This window comes from Mucilaginibacter sp. (assembly GCF_036568825.1).
Lineage (GTDB): Bacteria > Bacteroidota > Bacteroidia > Sphingobacteriales > Sphingobacteriaceae > Mucilaginibacter.
The window spans coordinates 109064-135086 of the sequence record NZ_DATCRU010000061.1; the positions used below are offsets into that span (position 1 = coordinate 109064).

Genomic DNA, 26023 nt, shown 5'->3' on the forward strand with positions numbered 1-26023 from the left:
ATTAATAACGGTCATCATCTAAATCCAGGTCGTCTTCATCGGGTTCAAGGTTGAACAGGCTGTTAAACATGTCTGAAAATGCAAAGCCATTATCAAGAAAGCCTTTGTTGAGCTGAGAAAACTCAGCAAGGCCATGTAGTACGAATTCCATCAGCAATAGTTGCTGGTTTTCGCTCAGTTTTGGGTGGATTTTTTTAACTAAATCTTTCAGCCCTGCTACTGAGTTAAGAGACTTTTTATATTCTGCCAGCGGCAGATCGTCATTCAGCAGTATGGTATTGCTATCGCCAAACCAGTTAATGATCTCGGCATATGGGTTCGGAGCTTTTGATTTCTTTACTTTTTCCGGATCAGGGAAAAACTGCAGCATCAGGGTTTTAATCGCTTTGCCGATCATCATATTGGCTACTTTGGCCGGACCTTCCTGCTCGCCTTCGTATACCAATTCGATCTTACCGGTTATAGCAGGGATAACACCTAAAAAGTCGGTGATGCGCACAAATGTAGACGACTCGCCATTGATGATCATACGTCTTTCCGCATTACTAACCAAATTCTCAAAAGCCGAGATAGTTAAGCGTGCAGATACACCAGATTTTTTATCGATGTATTCCGAATTACGTGCCTCAAAAGCAATCTGCTCGATCAGGTCTTTTACCAATCCATCTATCTCAATAGCAGTCTTTTGCTCAGGAGATAATAAAGCTTCCTGTTGAGTGATCTTACGCGAAATCTCGATAGAGCGTGGATAGTGCGTTAAAATCTGGCTCTCGATACGGTCCTTCAACGGCGTAACGATAGAACCACGATTGGTATAATCTTCCGGATTGGCAGTAAATACAAATTGCAGATCCAAAGGCAAACGCAGTTTAAACCCGCGTATCTGAATGTCTTTTTCCTGAAGAATATTGAATAAGGATACCTGGATACGGGCTTGCAAGTCGGGCAATTCATTGATAACAAATATACCACGATGCGCACGCGGGATCAATCCGAAGTGGATCACCCTTTCGTCCGAGTAATGCAGCTTCATAGTAGCGGCCTTGATGGGGTCAACATCACCTATCAAATCGGCAACGGTAACATCAGGCGTAGCCAGTTTTTCAGTATATCTTTCCGAGCGGTGAAGCCAGGCTATTGGCGTTGCATCACCTTTAGTATTTAGTTCATTATGGGCATACCATGAGATTGGGTTGAATGGATCATCAAACAGTTCTGATCCTTCAATATATGGCACGTATTCATCCAGCAAATTCACCATCAAACGCGCAATACGTGTTTTAGCCTGACCACGTAGACCCAGCAATAATATATTATGGCGCGACAAAATTGCGGTTTGCAGATCGGGAATTACAGTGTCTTCAAATCCAATTATACCTTCAAAGCCACCTTCTTTCTTTTGCAGTTGCTGGATAAGGTTTTGTCTTAATTCATCCTTAACCGAGCGGCTCTTATATGCCGATTTCTTTAACTCGCCTAAAGTTTTTATATCTGTTATTTTTGTCATTAGTCAATTGTCATTAGTCATTGGTAAAATTTGCACATCTCCGCATCAGCAAATCTGCACATCATCTCACCGTTCTTCTCCGGTTACGGATGTAGTCCTCAAAAATATATTCTCCCAGGCCGGTTAACGAACTGTAGAACGCTTTGCCACCGTTTGTCTCAGTAAATTTACGTACAAACTGCTGCAGGTATGGGTCGCGGGCGATCATAAACGTGGTGATCGGTATCTTTAACCTTTTACATTGCGCGGCCATATTCAGCGTTTTGTTTACCACCTTACGATCAAGCCCGATGCTGTTTTTATAATAACGGTTACCTTCTTTTAAACATGTCGGCTTACCATCGGTGATCATAAATATCTGCTTGTTGTGTGTTTTGCGGCGACGAAGCAGATCAGTAGCCAGTTCAAGCCCTGCGTATGTGTTAGTATGATATGGTCCCACCTGTAAATAGGGTAGATCTTTTAGAGTTATTGGCCAGGCATCATTGCCGAATACTACGATATCCAATGTATCCTTCGGATATTTTGTCCTGATTAACTCAGCCAAAGCCATTGCCACCTTTTTGGCCGGAGTAATGCGGTCTTCGCCATACAAGATCATCGAGTGCGAAATATCGATCATCAGCACGGTAGAGGTAAGGGTTTTATAATCCATTTCCTCTACTTCCAGATCACGCTCGGTCATTGTAAAATCCCCGATACCATGGTTGATCTGCGCATTGTGGATCGACTGCGTCATGTCGATCTGATCCAAACTATCACCAAATTCGTACTCACGGCGCTCGGCATTCTTTTCATCACCCTGCCCTGATTGTGGTGAACGATGATTACCCTTCCCCGATTTTTTCAGTTTGCCGAAGATCTCTTCTAAAGCAGATTGCCGTATTCCCTGCTCCGTTTTGGCGGTGATCTTAAACTCGCCGTTGCCTTTATCTTCGTCTAAATAGCCTTTTTGCTTTAATTCATCAATAAAATCACCCATGCCGTATTCGTCATTGGTGACATTATATTGCTTGTCCAGCTCATTCATCCAGGCCAAAGCTTCGCCCGCGTCGCCTGCTGTATAGTTCAGCAGTTCGAGAAAAAGCTTCAGTAATTCGTCAAATCCGCCCTGTGGGATCTGCCTGGGGGTGAACTTGGAAAATCCGTAGCCACGCATAGTTATCCTTTCGAATATAAAATAACGGATTAATTCTGTTAAAAGTTTAGAGATGACGCCTGTGAACCTAAAATGTTAGGGAAGGATGACAATCTTTGTTTAGTAGCAGTTGCAGTCACCAGTAGCAGTATTATTCATTTGATAGAAAACTGCTACTGCCGCTGCCACTGCAACTCAGACTAAACCAAGCAACTTCCTCACATGCTCATCATACGACGGATTAGCTCCGCGCTGGCTGGCTACAAAGGAGCCGACGAAACATGCTTTATCAACCAGTTGCTGCATGGGTTCATTTTTGAGCAGGCCGGCTACAAAAGTGGCCAGGAAGGAATCGCCTGCACCAACAGTATCGCCAACCTTAACACGGCAGCCCGCATTTTCATAGAATTTATGATCGTGCCATACGATGGCTCCGTGTTCGCCGCGGGTAACGCAGATGGTTTTGGGATGATATTTTGAACGAAACTCTTCGATCTTCTCGCGCAGGTTACCATTGCTGCCACCTATTAAAAGACTTGCTTCATCTTCATTCATTTTTACTACATCGGCCCTTGCCGTAAGTGTTTCAATGGTAGACAAAGTATAATGTGGTGCCCGTAGATTGACATCAAACACCTTTAATGCCTGGGTTTCGTCGAGCAGGTTTAGTAAAGTATTGCGACTGACTTCGCTCCGGCATGCAAGACTACCGAAAATCACTGCTGAAGCATGCACAGCGGCGTGTTCGAGAAAAGAACTTAACTCAATATCGTCCCATGAAACCGGTTGAGGAATGATATAAGTAGCGTGCTGATTTTCGTCCAGTTGGACAGTTACCTCACAAGTTGGGTATCTGTCATTATGTTGTATCAGGCTGTCGGAGAACAGATCATTCTTTTTTAGAAACTCCACCAGCTCATCCCCGGATCTGTCACTGCCTACGCTGCTGGCAAAGCCAACATCAACTTTTTGCTGTTTTAAGTGCATGGCGACATTCATCGGTGCGCCGCCGGCTTTTTTGCCGTCTTCAAAAGTGTCCCAAAGGATCTCGCCAAAGCATAATACGGTGTTCATAGGTGCCGGGGTTTATCACAAATCTAAAAGCTTTTTATTTCAATTTGTTATTTTCGGATATGAAAACAATAATAACCTTTTTTGCCCTGTTTCTGTTTTCCTGCTCATTATTCGCACAAGATAAAGAGGCTGTTAAAAAAATATTGGAAGATCAGCGCCTGGCCTGGAACCGCGGAGATATTGACGCTTATATGCAAGGTTACTGGAAGTCAGATTCTCTTGTTTTTGTTGGTAAAGATGCTCCGGTATATGGCTGGCAAAAAACTATCGATCGTTATAAAAAAGCATATCCCGATAAAACTGCGATGGGAGAGCTTACTTTTGATATCATACAGGTAAAAATACTGGATGGCAATAATGCTTTTGTTTTAGGCGGATGGCGTTTAAAACGGGAGAAAGATACGCCGGGTGGTTATTTTACGCTTTGGTTTAGAAGAATTAATGGTGAGTGGAAGATTGTTTGTGATCATACTTCGTAATAAACTTTGTCATTTCAAATGAGCAGTTGGGGAAAGAGTAGGAGGGCGAAGAGAAATCTTCTGCGCATTACATGTTCGCCCTGCATATTCGCTTTGCATGTCGTATAAGATTTCTCACCCGCGCTACCAAATAGGCCATACTGCGGGTTCGAAATGACATCGGGGTTTTATTGTGCAGTTTGGGATCAGATTGTGTAACTATTGGTCTTTTGCTTACGTCTTATAATCAATGGTTGAGATATTCGATAACATACGCAAGATATACACCTTTACGGAGGCTTGTCCCGGGCTGGCAGATCACATCGAGTTTTTCTCTGAATCGTCTGTCGAATCAACTCAAAAATATATTGGCAATTCCAACTTTTCAGTTAAGATGTTCCCGAGCTGGACGCCGACTTTTTACATCAATCTCGGTGCTCCTTATCTGATTTCCGTTGGTTACCAACAGTATCGTATCAATGCTAAGCAGGACATTTTGATTCTGCGCGATTCCATTGTCGAGCGGTTTAATACACCGTCTGATAATATTTTCACTATCAAGTTTTATCCCGGCGGACTGGAAGCCGTTTTAGGGATTAGCCAGCTTAAATGCGTGGATCGCATGGTTGACCTGGGCGCTATTTTACCTGCGAAACTTCTCCATCAGATCAAAAAGCCAATAACTTTTTTGGAAAGATGTGAATTGATGCAGAATTACCTGCTAGGCTCATTTAAAGAGCGCCAGCTAAAAGATCATTACCTGCGCTTTGTGAGAGATTGTATTGACAACTATGACATGCACCTGAACACGAGCGAGATAGCCGAAAAGATGTTTGTCACCTCTAAAACAATTAATAGATATTTCAACAGGGTAGTGGGTATCTCGCCTAAGAATTACTTTTCAGTTATGCGCGCCCGCACTGCTTTAACAGAGTATGTGAATAATAAGGCTGATTTTACTCCTTATGATTTTGGCTATTATGATATGAGTCATTTTTACAAAGAAGTAGTGCGGTTCACAGGCAAGAAGCTTATTGAACATGTGGCGGCTTAACCTCACCTAAATCCTTTGCAAAGGAGAGGACTTTAAATAAACTGATGATAAAAGCCCTCTCCAAAAGGAGAGGGGTTGGGGTGAGGCAAATTGTCCGTTTTTTACTAAATTCCATTGTTTCTAAACTTTTATTTTGTTGAAAAAGAATTTGTCACAATGAAATACCTGATATCTGTTATAATATTTTTCAATCTTTTTCAGCAAACAAGCATCGCGCAGCAAAAAGGCTATACGCCTAAAATTGAACCCTGCGAATGTGCCTTTAAAGCCGATACCAGCCTGAAAACCCGTTGTGCTTATTTGATAGTTCCTGAAAATCGCAATAAGCCTAACGGAAGAACCATCAAGCTGCCTTTTATCTATGTAGAAAGTAAAAATCCGAATAAGCATAAGGACCCTGTGCTGTATACCGCCGGTGGTCCGGGTGCGAGTTCACTGCATGGTGTAACGTTTGTTCATAACCGTGCTTTTATAAAGGATCGCGATTATATTGCCTTTGAACAGCGTGGTACCTACTACGCCAAGCCGTGGTTAAACTGCACCGAAGTTCCTGAAGCGATCAAAGAATCATATCGCAAAGGATTAAATCGTGATAGCATGATATTGCAAGCAGTAAAAGCCTGCCGTAAACGATTGGTGAGCGAGGGCATCGACCTGGATGCTTATAATACCATTGAAAACGCAGCAGATATTGAAGACCTGCGCCGTGCATTAAATATCGACTCCATAAACCTGGTGGGTATCTCCTACAGCGGCGGCTTGATGATGACCGTGATGCGCAATTTTCCGCAGCATATACGCTCAGTAGTATTGGATTCAGCCTTGCCGGGATTTGTTAATTATGAGGAAGATGCTGTTTTTAGTATCAATGAGGCATTTGATAAAATATTCAGCAATTGCGACAGGGATTCGACGGATAAAGCCAGGTACGGAAATCTCCGTCAGCGTTTTCATGATTATCTGAATTCTATTGCCAACAAGACTTTCTATCTTACCTACAAGGAAAAAGATAAGCCCGATAGTATCCGCATCAAATATACCCGCGATGAGTTGATCGATGTTTTAATGAATAAGCTTCAATCCAACCGGGAATTGAAAAATGTGCCTTACGTCATTACTCAGTTGATGGCCGGCAATCTGAAGAGTTATATGACAGAATATTTTGATGGTGTGTTCGGCGCCGGAACTTCTACTGCTGGTATGCGCTTTTCGATGTACTGCTCAGAACAGATCAATTATGCCGATCAGAAAGTGATCGATAAGCAAAATATAATGTTCCCATATTTCGCCGGGTATCATTTTAATGATGCCAACCATCCGATATGCGATTGCTGGAAGGTAAAATCAGTCGATCCGATTGCCAAGACACCTGTGTATTCACATCTCCCGGTATTATTGAGCTCAGGTGATACTGATCCATATTGCAGGCCTTATTATAACGATCTGATCCATCATTATATGCCTAATAGCCAGCGATTGCTGTTTACAGATAAAACACATGCCCCTCTGTTGAACACAAGAGAAGGCGACGAATTGCTTGCTGCATTTTTGGCACATCCATTTAGCCCGGTAGTTGCCGATGGTAAAAAAGTTAAAGCTTATTGAAATGAAAAAATTACTATTCTTTATATTCTTATTGGCTGGCCTCTCAGCCTATGCTCAAAAAGATAACCGCATAGTCATCGGTACTGTTGATACAATTTATTCCAAAGTTCTGAATGAAAAACGTGCCATCCGGGTTCATATTCCCGAGGGCGGTAAAAATCAACGTTACCCGGTATTATACCTTTTCGATGGCGAAGATCATTTTCAATCTGCAGTAGCTATATCCGAACAAATGAGCGGTTTAATACCGCCTATGATCGTTGTCGGAATTGATAATATGGGGCACAGCTTCCGTGAACGCGACCTGACACCAACCAAAGTTAATCCGAGTGCTATAGTGAATGCCGGGGATGCAAAACTATCAGGTGGAGGCGAGAATTTTTTCAGTTTTATCGAGAAAGAATTAATACCTTATATCGATTCAAAATATCCAACCGCCAGCTACCGGATGATCAGCGGGCATTCCCTGGGCGGATTAGCAGTCGTAAATGCCTTTTTTAATCATACCAATTTGTTTAATACCTACATCGCTCTTGACCCAAGTATTTGGTGGGATCAGCAAAGATGGGTCAAAAAACAGGAAGGCGAAATATCGAAGCGCGATCTTAAGAATAAATCCCTGTTTGTAGGTATTGCCAATAATATCCCGCCGGGGATGGATACGATATCTGTTTTGAAGGATACCAACGTCACAATTGCTGCGGTCACAAAGGCTGTATTACCTTTTGTAGATTTTTTAAGAGAGAACAAGCCTGCTGGTTTACGCTGGTCATCAAAGTTTTTCCCTAATGAGACCCACGGTACGGTCGAGCTGATTTCAGAATACGAGGCCTTGCGTTTTTTGTTTGATTTTTACCCGTTCAGAACCAGCCAGTTCAGTGGACACCCGGAATTAAATGAGGATTCAGTTTTGGCGGCTCACTATAATATGGTCTCCGAAAAAATGGGCTATACCGTATTCCCAACGGAAAATTCAGTAAACGAACTGGCTTATAGTTGCATGGGTAACCACAAAATGGCAGTAGCTTATAAACTGTTTATCCGTAATACACAAATGTATCCCAATAGTTCTAATGCTTTTGACAGCCTGGGCGATTATTATATAGCCGCAGGTGAAAAGCAAAAGGCTATTGAAGCTTTTAGAAAGGCATTAAGCCTGCAGGAAGTACCGGATACACGCCAGAAACTAAATGTGTTGCTTAATAAAAGGTAAGTCATGCCGTCCGCTGGCTAGCGGATCGGCAACCCATCTGAAGGGTACGCGATTGGAAAGTCTGCAATTAGCAGCTCGCAGACCATGCAAGCGTGAATGTCCTGTAGAGCGCTGATCCGCTAACTAGCGGACAGCATGACATTTTTTGCTTTTGACTCAAGACTCAGAACTCACGACTTCTCAATATGGTTTCCCAGCCGCTAAAGCCCGGTTCGCCCATTTAATAGCTACTTTCTCGCGGTAGCGGGCATAGTCGCCTTTAAAGGTCATCTTGAGCAAACTATCTACCCCGCCTTTAATGGCAAGATTATATAGACTCGCAGCTTTACGGGTGAATGATGCATCCCATGCACGAAGGCTTAACGAATAGGAGCCTTCCAGGTATTTCATCCAGTGCCACCAGCCGGTAGGCATAAATAAGGTATCACCGTGTTCCAGGAAGGCTTCGATCCCTTCAACACCGTTTAGAGCAGGGAACTTTTCTATGTCAGGGCTCAGTACATCATAATCCTCTAAAGCATAAGTGGCATTAGGCAAGCAGTATAGGCGGCGTTTCCATTTGTTTTCAAACAGGATCACATGCTTGCGTCCCACAAAATGTGTATGAAAAATATGCGGAAGATCGATGTCATAATGCAGGAAAGTAACTGAGTTCGATCCCCCAAAAAACATAGCGGGCATGCTTTCTATAAATCCCCCCATCAGGTCTTTTGGTAATATGATATCATTTATTAACTCCGGTGCCTGTTTGAAGATGTTAAAGAAAAATATACGAAGTTCGGTAGGCTGGCTTCTTATCAGATCAATATATTCATTAAAAGGCATCTCTGCCGCCTTTGCATTGATAGGTTTTGAAGGATCAGCTTTTGAGTTATCATACAGTGGCACTACTTTATCACCTACTACACTTTTTAGGTATTCCGGTGTCCATTTCTGGACTGCGGGCCAGTCTTTAGTGAGGCCTTTTATAATTAATGGGCGACGGGGTTTTAAATAGTTTTCAGTGAAATCTACAGGACTGATCGTATCAACAGTATCAATAGGGCGCAGAATAAAACTCATATTTTAGCAAAAACGGCAATCATTTTTAAACGGTTCTTTCCGGTTTAAATTATACAATATACCAGTCTACTAAGATAAGCTTTACAATTAATTAAATCAGTTTTTTATTGCTAACAAAATAGCAGGCCTATCGCGGCTCACCTGCGGCTAAGGCTTTTTCAGCCCGTTTAACAGCAAGTTCTTCCTTCCATTCCATATATTTTTGACGGAAATTCTTCTTCATGATATCATCGAATTTGCGTTGAACAGTCAGGTTGTATAAACTTTTTGCCTTGATGACCCATGATTTATCCCATGCACGCAATGAAATAGAGAATGATCCATCAAGGTATTTCATCCAATGCCAGTAACCGGTAGGCATAAACAGGGTATCACCGTGTTCCAGGAACGCTTCCTGACCTTCAATGCCATCTAATGCAGGGAATTTTTTGAAGTCGGGATTTTCAATATCATAATCTTCCAAAGCATAGGTAGCGAATGGAATGCAGTATAAACGCTCTCGCCATTTGTAATCAAACAGGATCACATGCTTACGTCCGTTGAAATGAGTATGAAAAATGTGGGCAAGATCGATATCAAAATGCAGGAAAGTAACCGAGCCCGCACCCCCAAAAAACATAGTGGGGTATTTATCCAAAAAACCACCCATCAGGTCGGATGGAGAACGGTAATCGTCCAGAAGTGCCGGAGCTTGCTTTATGGGATCAAATAAAAATATGCGGAGATCTGTAGGCTGAGTCTGAATCAGGTCGATATAATCAGCAAACTTCATTTCAGTCGCCGCGGCATTGATCGGTTTTGAGGGATCGGCTTTTGAGCTATCATACAGCGGAACAGTTTTATCGCCGACTACTTCCTTCAGATATTCAAAGGTCCATTTTTGCAAAGCAGGCCACGATTCGGTTGCTTTTCTGATTACCAGGGGCTTTCTCGGTTCGAGATAATTCTTTACGAAATCTTCTTTTGTGATGTGATCAACTCTGTCAATAGGGGTTAGTCTTAAACTCATGTTCACAATAAATTAACACGCAAAATTAATTGAAAATTAAAAAAACGTGAAAAACATGCGAATGTTTTGATGCTCATCTGACAATAGAAAAGGCCCGTGCGGCGCAGCGCACGGGCCTTTATTAAGTTTGCAGTGGGCAGTTTGCAGTGGGCAAAATTTGTTTAATGTAAAACCACTTATTGGCTGCCAACTGCCAACTGATAACTGCAAACTGGTCAAGGCATTAATACCGTGTTTACTACGTGGATTACGCCATTACTTTGGTTTACGTCGGCTATGGTGATCCATGATTCGCCGCCTTTTTCATCAACAAGGTACAGCTTTTTGCCTTTTGCCATAGCAGTTAACTTTTCGCCTTGTACGGTAGTTAATTCCGCTTTGCCATTGCCTGCTTTTACTTTGGCCCATAGTTCCTCAGAGCTTAAACGGCCCGGAACAACATGATAGGTTAAGATTTTGGTGAGCATTTCTTTATTTTCAGGTTTTACCAGGTTGTCAACTGTTCCGGCAGGTAATTTATTAAAGGCTTCATTGGTAGGGGCAAATACGGTGAATGGACCTGTCGACTCTAAAGTTTCTACCAATCCGGCGGCTTTAACAGCGGCAACTAATGTGGTGTGATCTTTTGAGTTGACAGCGTTTTCTACAATGTTTTTTGTAGGATACATGGCAGCGCCACCTACCATTTTAGTTTGAGCATGAGTGATTGCAACAGCTGCCATTGCAATGACTGCGATAATGAATTTTTTCATTTTAATTGTTTGGTTTTTAATTGTTAAATGATCCTGCCAGGAGAAATTTCTTGTGCTGCAGCTAAACAGCAGGCTCATTTATTTTTTGATTGTAAGTTATTTGATGGAAGATACGGGGCTTGCTTCGCAACGGATTTTAATCAAATGAAAATATTGTATATTTTGCTGATATACAGGTAGATATAATTTATTGATTAGCCTGTAGTATTAGAAAAACAATTCCGACGCAATATGATCTGCATACAATTTCCCGGTTTGAGTAAGGTAAATGACCTGGCCTTTTTGACTGATCCAACCTTTTTCCAGGAACTCTTCTGCTTCTTTTAATAATGGCTCGGATGCACCTTTTGCAATTGCATTTAATTGTTCCAGATTCAAACCCCATTGGGTGCGGAGCGAGGTCATGATATACTCATTCAGGCGGTTCTCTTCTGTTAATATTTCGATTTCAGCAGGAATGGTCTTTTTCTCAATAGCTTGAATGTATTTGGCATTATTGGCAATATTCCACTGGCGTTTTTCACCATCATAAGAATGTGCAGAAGGACCTATTCCCAGGTATTTTACACCTCTCCAATAATTGGTATTATGCTTTGAGTAATGTCCCGGTTTGCAAAAATTAGATATTTCGTAATGCTCAAAACCCTGTGCCTGCATGGCTTCCATCAGCTGAATGAACTGCTCCGAACTTTGCTCCTCATTCATTGCTGGTTGTTTTTTGTTTTTGATGAATGAGGCCAATGCGGTGCGTGGCTCAACTATCATGGAATAGGCTGATATGTGCGGAACTTGAAGATCAAATACTTTGTCCAAATTATATTTCCATTTTGGGTCGGTCAGCAGGGGATAGCCATAGATCAGGTCGACGGTTATATTTTCAAACCCGGCATCCTGTGCACGTTTTACGGATGACTCTGCTTCGTTTGAGCGATGCGCCCGGTTCATCCATATCAAATCATCATCAAAAAATGATTGTATGCCTATACTGAAACGGTTGACAGGCGTTTGTCTTAAAGCATTTAGTTTTTTGGTGTCGAGGTCATCCGGATTAGCTTCCAGAGTAATCTCTGCACCTGATGATACCGTATGATGATCAGTAATGGTGCTGATCAGCTGATTTATCTCTTCTCCTTCTAAAAGCGACGGTGTGCCCCCTCCAAAATAGACCGTTTCGATCGTCTCGCCATTCAGAAAGTCCTTTTGAAGACTCATCTCTTGTTGCAATGCCTTTAAAAGTTCCGATTTATACGCCAGAGAGGTACTGAAATGAAAATCACAATAGTGACAAGCTTGTTTGCAAAAAGGAATATGAATATAGATGCCCGCCATACTTTATTGGATAACATTTATTACCGGCATCAAAATTAAAGAACTTTTTTATCCAATATGGAAAAGATATACCTGGTGATATTTATATCATGGGTTTGGATAAATGGTTATTGAATAAAACGTCTTTTACAGCATTAGCTATGATAAAAGGGGCCCCCGCTATTTGTGGCGCTTTCGTGAATAAAATAACTATGGCCTGTTTCTACATCGCCTGAATTGATCAGCACGATCTCGGGCTTTGCCCATTGTTTTTTTGTGGAAGGAATGTTTGCAGAAGATGTGTTCAGATTGGCAGGGGTGGTTGTTTTCGTCGTAGTAGCAGTTGTTTTCATATTGGTAAAATAGTTGTTTTCATATTGGTAAAGTTACTTGATATTAGTTTAATTTTATTGAGTAAATGACAAATAAGTTTGCTTAATGGTTTTTAATTGTAACCTGTTTGCTATTTCGCTGTAGATCAACAATTCACTGTGGATCAATACTTCAATCAGAAGATCGTCCCGCCCGTCGCCGTTATTGCCTGATAAAATAATTCTGATCGCTCTGCTGCAAAATTTGGGTAAGAGCTGCTTGCATCCTAAATGAGGTAAACTATTTTACTGATGTTGAAAAATAAACTCATTTATGCTATAAAATCCATGGATTTAATATAGTATACTTGTGGTGCAGAGTTTGTAGATTTAATTTGTTAAAAACTAAATAGTTACTGTTAATTAATTCTATCGGCTTTACTGTACCTTGAAAGAAAATTAATATCTACTAATAATTAAACATTAATCTTATGGCCGAAGAAAAACCTAAGCAAACAGCACTTGGCGACGTCGCCGCGAGACAGTTGGCAATCGCCACCAGGACAGTACCACAGCTGTCGTCTATTACCCCAAGATGGTTAACCCATTTGATGAGCTGGATACCGGTGGAGTCAGGTGTTTACCGTTTGAACAAAGTTAAGGACGCTGAAAATGTAGAAGTAGATTGCTCAGCACGTGATGAACGTTCTTTGCCCTCAACTTTCGTGGATTATATAGAAAACCCGCGCGAGTATAACCTGAGTGCTGTAAATACGGTATTAGATGTGCATACCCGCGTATCCGATTTGTATAGCAAGCCCTATAACCAGATCAGCGAGCAGTTGCGCCTTACCATCGAAATTGTAAAAGAAAGACAGGAAAGTGAGCTGATCAATAACAAGGATTACGGCTTATTAAACAGCATAGCACCATCGCAGCGTATCAAAACCCGTAAAGGTTCGCCAACGCCCGATGATCTGGATGACCTGATCGCCAAGGTTTGGAAAGAGCCGGGATTTTTCCTGCTGCATCCTAAAGCAATAGCTGCCTTTGGCCGCGAATGTACCCGCAGGGGCGTACCTCCGCCAACAGTATCGCTGTTTGGCTCACAGTTCTTAACCTGGCGTGGTTTGCCGCTGATCCCTTCGGATAAAGTACCAATCGTTGGCGGTAAGACTAAAATTATATTATTGCGCACCGGCGAAAGCAGGCAGGGTGTGGTTGGTTTATATCAGCCGGGCTTACCAGGCGAACAGTCGCCGGGCCTTTCGGTACGCTTTATGGGGATCAATAGCAAGGCTATAGCATCCTATCTTGTTTCGTTATATTGTTCGTTAGCTGTTTTGGTGGATGATGCCATCGCAGTATTAGAGGATGTTGAAATAGGAAATTACCATGAATACCAATGAATATCCTGAAGGATTGCCCGATATAGCGGCTTTAGAGAAACTGGCCAACCAGTTTTTCTCAGCCTTGCCCGGTACTTTTCCAGAAGGATTGAAAGCTGAACAGTTTAATCAGCAGTCTTTTGATCCTGGTTCAGTGCAGCAATACGGTAATTTAGGTTCTGGAAATATTCCTATTGATCTGCCGGGAGTTGGCTCACAAGGCATAACCAGTATTCCTGCCTCTATTGCAGGGAGTGGAATATCGCCATCCTACACCAGCACACTGAATGGTGTTGACGTGCCGCATGCACAGCCTTTTACTCCATCGCCGCAATCTGTCGGAATGGGGCAGGTGCCTTTCTCGGTAGGCGGAGCGGGTGTGTCCTCGTCGGCAATCAGCAATCCAAACTCCATCGACTTAAGAAACCCGCAACCGGTTTTTCCGGGATCGCACATGATCGGTTTAGGATCGATACCACAATCAGTAGCCGGCAGCGGGATATCGCCATCAGCCATTAATCAAGCAAATGCGTTTGATGTAAAAAATCCGCAGACTTCTTTGCCTGACCCTAATAGCACAGGCCTGGGCAACGTGCCACAGTCTGTAGCGGGTAGTGGTAAATCCCCATCTGTCATTGATCACGGTAATGAAGTTGACATTAAAAATCCGCAAACCAGTCTGCCTGATCCAAATAGTGCCGGGCTGGGTAACGTCCCTGAATCAGTGGCTGGTAGCGGTATTTCTCCGTCAGGTTTTGAGCATGGAAATTCAGTGGATGTAAAAAATCCGCAGACTTCTTTGCCCGATCCAAATACCACAGGCTTAGGGCATGTGCCGGAATCGGTAGCAGGAAGCGGTATATCTCCTTCGGCCATCGAGCAGCACAATGCAGTCGATTTGAAAAATCCACAAACCAGTTTCCCGGATCCTAACAAACAGAGCGCCAGTAAGAAAGTAACACAGCAGCCATCGGGTAGTCAATATTCTTCTTACCTGGAGGATGCGAATGCTTTTACGCAGTTTGATCTGAAAACTCCGCTTCAGCCGACAAATAATTACACTTTGCCATCCTCGCTGCAAAGTTTACCTTACTATACTGAGCAGCCATTTGAAACGGAGCTATTGCAGTTATTGAAAGGAGTCAACACATCCTTTCCTGATCAGCAATTGCCTTACACTCCAGCCGCTTCAGGATTTTATTTTCTGAATGAAAGGAACCATCTACGGACGGCTCTTGAATCAATTCAACCTGCTCAGAAAGAAGCTAAAAATAACGGCGGAAATTCGTTTGATGTTAACCGCATAAAACTGGATTTTCCGATCTTGCAGGAGAGGGTGAATGGTAAGCCATTGATCTGGCTGGATAATGCGGCCACAACCCAAAAGCCGCGACAGGTGATAGACCGTATCAGCTACTTTTACGAGCACGAGAACTCCAACATCCATCGTGCTGCTCATGAACTGGCCGCACGGGCAACTGATGCTTATGAAGAGGCCCGTAAAAAAGTAAAAACATTTCTCAACGCCAATTCAGCCAATGAGATCGTTTTTGTGCGGGGTACTACCGAGGCCATTAACCTGGTGGCCAAAAGTTGGGGTGAACAGTATTTAAAAGCCGGTGATGAGATCATCCTGAGCCATTTGGAACATCATGCCAATATTGTACCCTGGCAACAATTAGCTGCTAAGAAAGGGTTGAAGATCAAAGTAATTCCTGTAGACGATAGCGGGCAGGTAATATTGGGCGAATACTCTAAGCTGCTTGGACCTAAAACACGGCTGGTGTCTTTCTCGCAAGTGTCAAACGCTCTAGGTACTATAACTCCTGCAAAGCAAATCATCGACATGGCACACCAGGCCGGGGCAAAGGTATTGGTGGATGGAGCGCAGTCTGTCTCACACATGCGTGCCGACGTTCAGGCGTTGGATGCCGATTGGTTTGTTTTCTCCGGGCACAAAATTTTCGGCCCTACAGGTATTGGCGTATTGTATGGTAAGGAAGAATTACTGAATGAAACTGAACCATGGCAGGGCGGGGGCAATATGATAAAGGATGTAACTTTCGAGTATACCCAATATCATAATGCGCCTTTGCGTTTTGAAGCGGGCACTGGTAACATAGCCGATGCAGTTGGGCTTGGTGCTGCTTTAGATTATGTAAGCCGTATAGGTATCGATCTGATAGCACAGTACGAGCATTATTTATTGGAATACGCCACCAGGCTTTTGAAAGAAGTTCCTGGCTTACGCCTGATTGGTACAGCAGCGGATAAGGCCAGTGTAATGTCCTTTGTCTTAGATGGCTACAGTACTGAACAGGTGGGTCATGCTCTTAATCAGGAAGGAATTGCAGTTCGCTCAGGCCATCATTGTGCGCAGCCAATATTAAGAAGATTTGGCGTGGAAAGTACGGTGAGGCCATCCCTGGCTTTTTATAACACCTGTGCGGATATTGATACCCTCGTGCTTACTTTACACAAGTTAAAAGGCACACGAAAATCTTAACTCAGTTTCACAAGATTAGTAAGCAGCCCTCAAAGGCTGCTTTTTTGTTTTACAAAGCCTTCATAAGATTTATTCCTCAGCATAACCCACGTACGATCGTAAGATACCATATAATGTATAATAACAACAGAAGCCATTAGTATACTTAATGTTGAATACCCAAGATCGTACAAAGCCCAGCTTGCGAACCCAAACAGACCCAATTCCAATAGCAAACGGAAAATTCCTGGAATGGCTACAGGTGCCGGTTTGGGGTCATTGGGGATACGGAATATCCCCCACAAAGCGGCTGCTGCTATTGGTAACCCAGCTACGCCAATATATCGCCAGGAACCGTTTAAATGCCAGCCCCAATAGCTTAATGCTATCAGCATTGCAATTTCTAATAAAAAACGCACTGCAAGGTTTACTGGATTGGTGTTCATTCGGGCAATAAATATTTTTTGTTTAACACTAAAGTAAATATCCATTTATGAAACAATCAAATATTCAGGTAACTTTGCGGCAATATTTGATTTGCCCCGTATAGTTATATGCGTATTGTTGTCATAGTCTTGCTGATCTTTACTTTTCTGGCAGGTAATGCGCACGCGCAGCAGGATGCATCGGCACCGCAAGGCTACGATACCTCCATATCTGGTAATAATGCCAATCGCCTTCCATTTCTCGATTCTGTAGCGCTGGCCATGCAGCAAAGGGAGCAGTTTGTCGCCGATTCACTGGCTACTATTTATGTCCGTCCGGGCAATCCATTGCGCCGCAATCTGCTGGTGGATACTTTGCTGAAGATGAATTTATACAAGGGAAGTAACAACTTCCTCGATATACCCCATGAATCAAAAAATCTGCTGAAAGAAGGTCACTCCCGCAAAACCCGTGATCAGTGGGTTATAGCTACCATTATAGGATTGCTCCTATATACAGGCCTGCTCAATCGTATCATGAGTAAGGATGTCGAAAGCGTCTGGCAGTCATTCTATAGCAAACGTGTGCTCTCTCAGGCAGGGAAGGAAGATAGCATTATTAATGCATGGACTTTTATTGCCCTGTTTTTGTTATTCGGATTGATATTCGGCTTGTTCCTTTATCAGCTCGCACAATATAAAGGCGTTTATTATAGCATCAACGGTGTAAGGCTCTTCGTATCGTTTTCCGGGATCATCCTGGCGGCGCTGGCTATTAAGTTTTTGATCGTGAAATTCCTGGGCTTTGTTTTCAATATAAACAAACTGGTTACTGAATACTTGTCGACATTATACCTTACCTATTTTAATATCGGCTTCGTTTTTCTACCTGTTACGGTATGTTTCTGTTTGTTGGCAGCCGAACTAATTAGCTACATTTTGTGGATAGCGCTGGTTTTAGCTATCGTAATATTTATATGGCAGTACTTACGAAGCAGCGTAGAAATGGTTTCTAACATACTATTTCATAAGTTCTATTTAATTGTCTATCTTTGTGCCCTCGAAATTTGCCCTATTTTAATTTTGATAAAGGCGTTAAATATATAGGTATTAGATTTTTATATTTTAAAGATTTTGGAAGAAAGAAAGAAAAAGGTTAAAAGTATACTGGTTACCTTACCAAAGCCCGAAAATGATAAAAACCCTTATGCCGAACTGGCTAAGAAGTATAATTTGAAGATCGATTTCAGGTCTTTTATCCATGTAGAGGGTGTGCCGGCGAAAGATTTCCGAAAAGAAAAGATCAACTTATCTGATTTTACCGCCGTTATTTTTACGAGCCGCAATTCAGCCGATCATTTTTTCCGTATTTGCGAAGAAATGCGTTTTGAAGTGCCGGTTGAAATGAAATACTTCTGTCTTTCTGAGACCATCGCCTTATATCTCCAGAAGTATATCCAGTATCGCAAGAGAAAGATATTCTTTGGCAAACAAACCGCAGCCGACCTGGCTGAGGTATTGAAAAAGCACTCCGGCGAGAAGTTCCTTTATCCTTGTTCGGATGTGGCTGCCGAAGAAACCCAAAAATTCCTGCTGGATAACGGCTACAATTTTACCCCTGCGGTATTGTTCCGTACAGTATGCAGCGACTTGTCAGACCTTGCTGATGTATTTTATGATGTGCTGGCTTTCTTCAGCCCGTCCAGCATACAATCGCTTTATAAGAACTTCCCTGATTTTAAGCAAAATAACACTCGTATAGCTGCTTTTGGCGCTACTACACATAAGGCAGTTTTAGATGCCGGTTTAATTTTAGATATCCCTGCGCCAACTCCCGGCGCCCCATCAATGACTATGGCTCTTGAGCAATACGTTAAGATGGTTAACAAATAATTTTTAAAGATTTTATCATAACGTCCTGCAACATTTTATAGCTGCAGGACGTATAATGCCTTGTATTAAATTAGCTGCGAGTAGTAACTGTTTAGTTTATAAGTTGATATGTTTTGCACGGGTAAACTATTAATTTATAAATTTGTTATGATTAGCTCATTGTTTTTACAAGTAAAACAACATATTTGTGTTCTAATTAACTTAAACTGATTTATATATAAAAGGGCATAATTTCGTTATATCCAGACAACTGATTAGAAATTAAAAATGAAGCAGATATACTATTTATTAACAGTTTTGGCCGGTGGGGTTATGCTGCTAAGCAGCTGTAGCAGAGGGGGCGACAGAGGTGAGGTGACCGGTGTAGCACAAAGGTCATTCAGAGCTGAAGTCCCGTACGGCATGGTTTACATTCCCGCAGGCTCATTTTTGATGGGTCAAACCGACCAGGACGTTACATTTGCCCAAATTGCCCAAACCAAACAAGTTACTGTAAACGCATTCTTCATGGATGAGACCGAGATCACCAACTCGAAGTACAGACAATTTGTAAACTGGGTACGCGACTCAATCGCTATCACCAATTATCTTCACGACGACAAGTTTTATATCAAACCTCCAAAGGGCGTAAAAACCAACGGTAAGAAGTATATCAACTGGAACTATGTAAAGCACTATCCCATTTCTTTCAACGGCGCAAAAAAAGGCAATGCTGCACATGCTGCCAAACTGCAGGGAATGTATTACCAGGGTGATGACAGGGTATTTGATAAAAACGAACTGGATGTACGTCTGCTGAAATACAACTACGCATTATTTAAACTGCGCGACGCATCTGACTATAAAAACGACAAAACCAAAAAGAGATCAGACTTCATTTACCGCGATACTGTTCCGGTTTATCCTGATACCCTGGTTTGGTTAAGCGACTTCTCTTATGCTGCCAACGAGCCAATGGTTGAGAGCTATTTCTCTCACCCTGCATACCGCAACTATCCTGTTGTAGGTGTAACATGGCGCCAGGCAAGAGCTTTCACCGTATGGCGTACACGCTACAATGAAGCTTATAAAGAATCACGTCACCTGCCTCCAAGAGGCCGTTACGAACTGCCAACTGAAGCTGAATTTGAATACGCAGCGCGGGGCGGCAGGATCGGTACCGATTACCCTTGGGGTGGTCCGTATATCAAAAATGCCAAAGGATGTCTGATGGCAAACTTTAAGCCAGGTCGCGGTAATTATGCCGATGACGGCGGTGCCTATACTGTAAATGTTCGCTCATATTTCCCTAACGACTATGGGCTGTATAATATGGCTGGAAACGTAGCTGAATGGACTGCTTCAGCGTTCGATGAATCCGCTTCTACATTTGTTCATGATCTTGCCCCCAGTTTTGATTATGAAGCTAAACCAAACGACCCGCCGGTGCTGAAACGTAAAGTGGTGCGCGGTGGTTCATGGAAAGACGTTGGTTACTTCCTTCAAAACTCAACCCGTACGTATGAATACCAGGACACTGCTAAGTCATACATTGGTTTTCGCTGTGTAACACACTATTTAGGACGAGATATAAAAGACAAACACTAATTTAATTAACAACAATCATTACACTCATTATTTAAAATTATCATGGCTGGGAAGAAAAAACCTTACGGTATTACCAATATTGTATCCTGGGGAGCAACCGTTGTAATCATCGGTCTATTATTTAAAATTCAGCACTGGCCTTATGGCGGTCTGTTCATCTCCGCAGGACTTGTAACAGAAGCAGCATTGTTCTTCCTTTTGGGTTTCCAGAGAGAAAACGAAGAAGCACATATCGATTGGACACGTGTTTACCCTGAATTAAGCGAAGAATTTAAAGGCGAGTTGCCAAAAGCTACTGTACGTAGCGTAGGCGGGTCATCAAGCACTGCAGCATTAGATAAAATGCTGGATGATGCCAAGATCGGTCCTGAACTGATCGGCAGCCTTGGCGAAGGGTTAAGAACCTTTGGCGATAAAGTTCAAAACATTTCAAAAGTTGCCGATGCAGGCGCTGCTACCAATGAGTTTACAGCGAAAGTAAAAACTGCAAGTGCAAGCTACGATAAATTGAGCTCTGCATTTGACCAGGCATCTGCAAATCTGCAGGAAATGGCAAACTCAAACATCGACTCAAAAGCATATCACGAACAAGTGAATAACCTGGCGAAGAACTTGTCAGCTTTAAATGCAGTTTACGAACTGGAATTACAGGATTCGAGCGCGCATTTGAAATCGATGAATAAGTTCTACCACAGTATGGCAAGCACCATGCAGAACTTTAACGAGTCGCTGGAAGATTCACAACAGTTCAAGAGTGAAGTTGCACGTTTGGCTAAGAACCTGAGTTCATTGAACTCGATCTATGGCAACATGTTGTCAGCAATGAGCCAGCCGCGCGTATAATAATTAACAGAAGCTACTAATAGTATATATAGAAAAATAGCAAAATGGCCGGAGGTAAAGAAACCCCTAGACAGCGAATGATAGGCATACTGTACCTGGTACTTTTAGGCTTGATTGCCCTGGATGTGCCGGAGAATTTGCTGGACTCATTTAAAAATATAAGCGACAGCTTGAATGCTTCTAAAAAGAACGTTCAAACCGGTATTGGTAATACATTTGATGCATTTGAAAAAACCAAATTAAAAGATGAACCGGAAAGAGCAAAGAAGCCTCATGAAGACGCGCTAAAAGCTAAGCAATTATCGGAAAAGCTTGACGTATATGTTGAGGCTTTGAAAACTGAAATGTCAAAAGAAACCGGTGGTATTAGTGAGGCAACCGGTGACTATGAAGGCCGTGAAAACCTGGACGAGTCAGTGCATTTTATGGTTGACGGTGGAAAACACGCTTATGATCTTCATAAAAAGATAGATTCAACACGTGAAGCGATGTTAGCTCTTGTTGACGCTAAAGATCGTGCAGGGATGAACCTGCCATTACAGGCTATTCCGCCAAAGCCACGTGCCGGTTTCCCAACAAAAGACTGGGAACAGGCAAACTTTGGCGAAGGTATACCAATGGGCGCAGCAATGACCGCATTAGTGAAGATTCAATCGGACATCAAGAACTCAGAAAATGAAGTTGTTAAAAAGATATTAGGTAAAGTTGACCAGGCAGTTGTTAACCTGGATAAATTCCAGGCAGTTGCTGTGGCACCAACAAGCTATGTATTGGTTGGTCAGCCTTATACCGCGCAGGTATTTTTAACTGCATCTGATTCGCACTCAACTCCAGATATTACAGTTGACGGATCAAGATTACCTACTGACCAGGGAGTTGGTAAGTTTTCAGGCGATACCCGTGGTGAAGGTATGCACACATGGACAGGTACAATCAGGGTAAAACAAACCGATGGCTCTTTCAAAGAATACAAAACACCGCCACAAACTTACCAGGTAGCAAAGCCATCAGCTGTGGTATCACCAGATAAGATGAATGTATTGTTCATTGGTGTACAAAATCCTGTATCAGTTTCGGCGCCGGGTGTTCCTAAAGACAAGCTGCATATCAGTGTATCAAACGGTTCATATACTGGTAAGGACGGAAAATATGAAGTTACTGTAGGTGCTCCTGGTGACGCAACTATAACAGTATCAGGTGAACTTGGTGGTAAAACACAGGTTTTAGGCTCAACGCCTTTCAGAATAAAACGTATACCTGACCCTAAAGCACAGTTTGCAGGCAAAAGCAGTGGTGCAACCAGCGCAGCTAACTTAAAGGCACAGGATAGACTTTTTGCCAAACTGGAGAATTTTTATTTCGATATCAATTTTACAGTGAGTAGATTTACTATGTATATCATGAAACCACGCCAGGATGCGATCATATTAAACAGCTCAAGCAGCGAATTAACCGCTGAAATGAAACGAGCGATGAGTTCTATAGGCCCTGGTACAAAAGTGATATTCGGTAATATTATGGCAACAGGCCCTGGTGGTCAGCGCGGATTGGATGATATTGTATTAAGTGCAAATTAATAGCATTATGAAAAAGAAGATTTTAGTAATTGTATTGTGCCTGGCATGTGCGGCGGGATATGCGCAAAAGCGTAAGAAGAGGACAACAGCCAAGAAGCCTGCAACAACTACGCAAAATGCACCTTCAAACGCAGGTACGCAAGCTACTGTTGACACTACAAAGAAACAGGTAGCAAGCGCCAAACCTGCCAAACCGTTTGACAGGCCGCTCGACGGTTATTATAAAAAGACCAATATCCTGAGTGCGAAAGTTACTCCATACCCGAATCTGCGCGAATCGGACGTGGCGTATGCTAAACGCGTATGGCGCGAGATCGACACCCGCGAAAAAATGAACCAGTATCTTTCTTCGCCTAAAAGACGTCTGATCGATGTGTTCATGGACGCTATACAGGCCGGCGAGTTGACAGCCTATGACGCTACCCCTGGCCAGAAGGATGACATCAATGGTGATGAGTTTTCAAGGCCTTTAACTGCCGCACAAGCCAGGAATAAAATGGCTGACAGCGTTGTGGTAGATAAATTCGATAAGAATGGTGATAAAATCGGATCGACATTAAAAGCCGGTGAATTTGACGCTGATAGCATAGTTAAATTCCGTATCAAAGAAGACTGGATATTCGACAGGCAGCGTTCTGTTTTTGAACCACGCATTGTAGGTATCGCACCAATGATCAGAATTAAAGTTGGTGGCATTGCAGGCGACTATCAACCTGCGTTCTGGATCTATTTCCCTGATGCACGCCAGGTACTGGCTACCAAAGAGGTTGTAAGCAGAAATAGTGATGCTACCGGCTTGAGCTTTGATGATGTATTCATGAAAAGAATATTTACCAGCTATATCGTAAAAGTATCTAACGATAAAGACGAACGTATCAAAGACTATGCTCAGGGTATCGACAAGCTTTACGAAGCTGAGCGTATAAAGAAACAATTAATGGACTGGGAACTTAATTTGTGGTCATACTAAGTTAAGTCATAAGTCTAAAGTCATAAGTCTCGGGTTTATGCCCGGGACTTTTTTTTGTTTTACGATATCTAGAGGGTGTCATGCTGAGGCACTCGAAGCATGGTGCGTAAAGGCCCCTGCGCTATACTTAATTAAGAGGATTGTTTTCGTTTTGACAATTCCGGAAGTAAATCCCATCGCCCTTGTATCAAGGCTTCTTTCTTTTTTCTATTCCAACCTTTAACTTGCTTCTCGAACGCTATTGCCTGCGTGATCTCAGTAAACATTTCATGAAACACTAATTCCACAGGTCTTCTTTTAAAAGTATAAGATTTTGGATCAAAGCCACTGTCATGCTCATAGATGCGCCGGTCTAGATCATTGGTTACCCCGGTGTAATAAGAATTATCGCTGCAAAGTAATATGTAGACAAAATATTGGTTCATTTGATGTTTTTACTCCTTTATTCCCACCGCGCTATGCTTCGAGTGCCTCAGCATGACACCATGCTTTTTACGCGCTTACTACTTTCTCCCTAAAATAACTCAAAATCGCATTCGCCTGCTTGGTATTCACCACTTCCTGTAATTCCTCGCCACTCGCTTCGCGGATCTTTTTTACTGATTTAAAGTATTTTAAAAGCTTCTCAGCAGAGGTTTTGCCGATGCCTTCTATTAATTCCAGCTCGGTAGCTAAAGTACCCTTATCGCGCTTTTTACGGTGGAAAGTAATGCCAAAGCGGTGCGCCTCATCACGCAGTTGCTGAATGATTTTTAAAGTCTCCGATTTTTTATCAAGATAGAGGGGATATTGGTCGCCAGGGTAATACAGTTCCTCCAATCGTTTTGCGATACCGATCACAGTTACCTGTTTATCGATACCTAACAGTTTAAGGCTTTTTAATGCTGCTGATAACTGGCCTTTGCCGCCGTCAATAATGATTAATTGCGGCAGTTCTGTACCTTCATCCAGCATACGGCGGTAACGACGGTGCACGGCCTCTTCCATCGTTGCAAAGTCATTCGGACCTTCAACGGTCTTTACGTTAAAATGCCGGTAATCTTTTTTAGATGGTTTGGCATCTTTAAATACCACGATGGCCGATACCGGGTACTTACCCTGGAAATTGGAGTTATCAAAACATTCGATATGCCGTGGAAGCTGGTTCATTCGTAGATCTTTCATCATCTGCGTCAGCAAACGTTCGGTACGGACTTCGGGATTGAGTTTTTCATACTGATCGATCTTCTCTTTCTTAAAGAATTGCACATTCTTATGTGATAGATCAAGCAGTTTCTTTTTCTCACCCAGCTTAGGTACAGTGAATTTTATCGAGGGGTCATCAATATGAATATCAAATGGTACAATTACTTCTTTTGAGTGGCTATTATATCTCGACCTGAACTCTGAAATGGCAAGTGACAACAGTTCTTCATCATCCTCATCTAATCGTTTCTTTAACTCGATGGTTTGCGTTTGAATAATGGTACCGTTCATTACTTTCAGGAAGTTAACAAAGGCATATTTCTCATCAGATGCAATATTGAACACGTCCACATCTGTAATAGATGAGTTAACGACGGTTGATTTACTCTGGTAGTTTTCTAATAGATCGAATTTCCTTTTCAAACGGTGTGCCAGCTCAAAATTCAAATCAGAGGCAGCTTTATCTATATCCGACTTAAGGGCGCGAAGCACTGCACCGATCTTACCATTTAATATATCTGTTATTTCTTCAATATTATGGGCATAATCTTCTTCGGTCTGAAAATTCTGGCATGGGCCTTTGCAATTTCCTAATTGATATTCAAGGCATACCTTAAATTTCCCTGCATCAATATTCTGTCTTGTCAATGCCAGGTTACAGGTGCGCAGGGGATAAGTCTCTTTGATCAAGTCGAGTATCGCATGCATCATACTTATCGATGCATACGGGCCTAAATATTTAGAACCGTCGCGAATAATACGCCTTGTCCAGAAAATGCGGGGAAAATTCTCGTTTTTGATGATGATCCAGGGATAAGTTTTATCATCCTTCAGCATCACATTATACCTTGGCTGATGCTTTTTGATCATGGCATTTTCCAGCAGCCAGGCATCTACTTCAGAATCAACAATGGTAAAAGTGATGTTGCGTATCTTGGACACCAAAACTCTCGTTTTGGCATTTACATTAATGTCTTTATTAAAATAGGAGTTGACACGATTGCGCAAATCTTTCGCCTTACCAATATATATCAATTCATTTTCCGAATCCCAATACTGGTATACACCTGGTTTATGAGGTATTTTTTTTAACGCCGCCCTATAATCAAACTTCTCCATAACATTGTGAGTGGTGAGTGGTGAATAGTGAGTGGTGAATAGTGAGAGGTGAGCAGTCAA

General features: G+C 42.4%; 23 protein-coding genes. 12 read left to right on the top strand and 11 right to left on the bottom strand.

Annotated elements, in window-relative coordinates; translation table 11 throughout:
* Position 1: 1 nt before the first annotated feature.
* From VIM89_RS13230 to VIM89_RS13240, 3 genes are all read right to left on the bottom strand, one after another.
* Positions 2–1507 carry a sigma 54-interacting transcriptional regulator gene (locus tag VIM89_RS13230; RefSeq protein ID WP_488156637.1) on the bottom strand — a complete coding sequence of 502 codons (1506 nt, stop codon included), beginning with the start codon at positions 1505–1507 and terminating at the stop codon, positions 2–4.
* Positions 1508–1568: 61 nt separating this feature from the next.
* Positions 1569–2666, bottom strand: a complete 1098-nt coding sequence (locus VIM89_RS13235) for a vWA domain-containing protein (RefSeq protein WP_488156638.1) — start codon at positions 2664–2666, stop codon at positions 1569–1571.
* A gap of 174 nt (positions 2667–2840) precedes the next feature.
* Complete coding sequence (locus VIM89_RS13240; protein WP_488156639.1) at positions 2841–3719, bottom strand: carbohydrate kinase family protein; 879 nt, start codon at positions 3717–3719, stop codon at positions 2841–2843.
* A gap of 59 nt (positions 3720–3778) precedes the next feature.
* Between VIM89_RS13240 and VIM89_RS13245 the strand changes: the two genes are divergently transcribed.
* The 4 genes from VIM89_RS13245 to VIM89_RS13260 all read left to right on the top strand — a co-directional run bounded on the left by VIM89_RS13245 (position 3779) and on the right by VIM89_RS13260 (position 8049).
* Positions 3779–4198, top strand: coding sequence for a YybH family protein (locus VIM89_RS13245; protein WP_488156640.1), 420 nt, complete (start codon positions 3779–3781; stop codon positions 4196–4198).
* A gap of 229 nt (positions 4199–4427) precedes the next feature.
* Positions 4428–5231, top strand: coding sequence for a helix-turn-helix domain-containing protein (locus tag VIM89_RS13250; protein WP_488156641.1), 804 nt, complete (start codon positions 4428–4430; stop codon positions 5229–5231).
* Positions 5232–5387: 156 nt separating this feature from the next.
* Positions 5388–6836: an alpha/beta fold hydrolase gene (locus VIM89_RS13255; RefSeq protein WP_488156642.1), complete on the top strand. Its 1449-nt coding sequence runs from the start codon at positions 5388–5390 to the stop codon at positions 6834–6836.
* Position 6837: 1 nt separating this feature from the next.
* Entirely contained in the window at positions 6838–8049 is a 1212-nt protein-coding gene (locus tag VIM89_RS13260) for an alpha/beta hydrolase-fold protein (RefSeq protein ID WP_488156643.1), read from the top strand.
* Positions 8050–8229: 180 nt separating this feature from the next.
* On the opposite strand, the gene VIM89_RS13265 is transcribed toward VIM89_RS13260, so the two are convergent.
* From VIM89_RS13265 to VIM89_RS13285, 5 genes are all read right to left on the bottom strand, one after another.
* Positions 8230–9111: a cupin-like domain-containing protein gene (locus tag VIM89_RS13265; RefSeq protein WP_488156644.1), complete on the bottom strand. Its 882-nt coding sequence runs from the start codon at positions 9109–9111 to the stop codon at positions 8230–8232.
* A 127-nt stretch (positions 9112–9238) separates the two neighbouring features.
* Positions 9239–10120: a cupin-like domain-containing protein gene (locus tag VIM89_RS13270; RefSeq protein WP_488156645.1), complete on the bottom strand. Its 882-nt coding sequence runs from the start codon at positions 10118–10120 to the stop codon at positions 9239–9241.
* Positions 10121–10335: 215 nt separating this feature from the next.
* Positions 10336–10872, bottom strand: a complete 537-nt coding sequence (locus VIM89_RS13275; RefSeq protein WP_488156646.1) for a fasciclin domain-containing protein — start codon at positions 10870–10872, stop codon at positions 10336–10338.
* A gap of 207 nt (positions 10873–11079) precedes the next feature.
* Positions 11080–12201, bottom strand: coding sequence for a radical SAM family heme chaperone HemW (gene hemW / locus VIM89_RS13280; protein ID WP_488156647.1), 1122 nt, complete (start codon positions 12199–12201; stop codon positions 11080–11082).
* A gap of 134 nt (positions 12202–12335) precedes the next feature.
* Entirely contained in the window at positions 12336–12533 is a 198-nt protein-coding gene (locus tag VIM89_RS13285; RefSeq protein ID WP_488156648.1) for a hypothetical protein, read from the bottom strand.
* Between the two features lie 449 nt (positions 12534–12982).
* Here VIM89_RS13285 and VIM89_RS13290 point away from each other — a divergent pair, with 449 nt between their 5' ends.
* Both VIM89_RS13290 and VIM89_RS13295 read left to right on the top strand, forming a co-directional pair.
* The gene (locus tag VIM89_RS13290) at positions 12983–13900 is read left to right on the top strand and encodes a family 2A encapsulin nanocompartment shell protein (protein ID WP_488156649.1); all 918 of its coding nucleotides are present in this window, start codon (positions 12983–12985) and stop codon (positions 13898–13900) included.
* Entirely contained in the window at positions 13887–16385 is a 2499-nt protein-coding gene (locus tag VIM89_RS13295; RefSeq protein WP_488156650.1) for a family 2A encapsulin nanocompartment cargo protein cysteine desulfurase, read from the top strand. The genes VIM89_RS13290 and VIM89_RS13295 overlap by 14 nt, the downstream gene beginning before the upstream one ends.
* A 29-nt stretch (positions 16386–16414) precedes the next feature.
* On the opposite strand, the gene VIM89_RS13300 is transcribed toward VIM89_RS13295, so the two are convergent.
* On the bottom strand, positions 16415–16810 hold the full coding sequence (locus VIM89_RS13300) for a YrdB family protein (protein ID WP_488156651.1): 396 nt from the start codon (positions 16808–16810) through the stop codon (positions 16415–16417).
* Positions 16811–16918: 108 nt separating this feature from the next.
* Between VIM89_RS13300 and VIM89_RS13305 the strand changes: the two genes are divergently transcribed.
* From VIM89_RS13305 to porN, 6 genes are all read left to right on the top strand, one after another.
* Positions 16919–17896, top strand: a complete 978-nt coding sequence (locus VIM89_RS13305) for a DUF4271 domain-containing protein (RefSeq protein ID WP_488156652.1) — start codon at positions 16919–16921, stop codon at positions 17894–17896.
* A gap of 27 nt (positions 17897–17923) precedes the next feature.
* On the top strand, positions 17924–18682 hold the full coding sequence (locus VIM89_RS13310) for a uroporphyrinogen-III synthase (RefSeq protein ID WP_488156653.1): 759 nt from the start codon (positions 17924–17926) through the stop codon (positions 18680–18682).
* A gap of 267 nt (positions 18683–18949) precedes the next feature.
* Entirely contained in the window at positions 18950–20269 is a 1320-nt protein-coding gene (gene porK / locus VIM89_RS13315; RefSeq protein ID WP_488156654.1) for a T9SS ring complex lipoprotein PorK/GldK, read from the top strand.
* Positions 20270–20311: 42 nt separating this feature from the next.
* The gene (gene porL / locus VIM89_RS13320) at positions 20312–21112 is read left to right on the top strand and encodes a type IX secretion system motor protein PorL/GldL (RefSeq protein WP_488156655.1); all 801 of its coding nucleotides are present in this window, start codon (positions 20312–20314) and stop codon (positions 21110–21112) included.
* Positions 21113–21156: 44 nt separating this feature from the next.
* Positions 21157–22689 (top strand): type IX secretion system motor protein PorM/GldM, encoded by a 1533-nt coding sequence (porM, locus tag VIM89_RS13325; protein WP_488156656.1) that lies wholly within the window; start codon positions 21157–21159, stop codon positions 22687–22689.
* 7 nt (positions 22690–22696) lie between these two features.
* Positions 22697–23659 carry a type IX secretion system ring subunit PorN/GldN gene (gene porN, locus VIM89_RS13330; RefSeq protein ID WP_488156657.1) on the top strand — a complete coding sequence of 321 codons (963 nt, stop codon included), beginning with the start codon at positions 22697–22699 and terminating at the stop codon, positions 23657–23659.
* A gap of 131 nt (positions 23660–23790) precedes the next feature.
* Here the strand turns inward: porN and VIM89_RS13335 are convergent, their stop codons facing one another.
* Positions 23791–24084, bottom strand: coding sequence for a GIY-YIG nuclease family protein (locus VIM89_RS13335; RefSeq protein WP_488156658.1), 294 nt, complete (start codon positions 24082–24084; stop codon positions 23791–23793).
* Between the two features lie 67 nt (positions 24085–24151).
* Positions 24152–25963 carry an excinuclease ABC subunit UvrC gene (uvrC, locus tag VIM89_RS13340; protein ID WP_488156659.1) on the bottom strand — a complete coding sequence of 604 codons (1812 nt, stop codon included), beginning with the start codon at positions 25961–25963 and terminating at the stop codon, positions 24152–24154.
* Between the last annotated feature and the right edge of the window lie 60 nt (positions 25964–26023).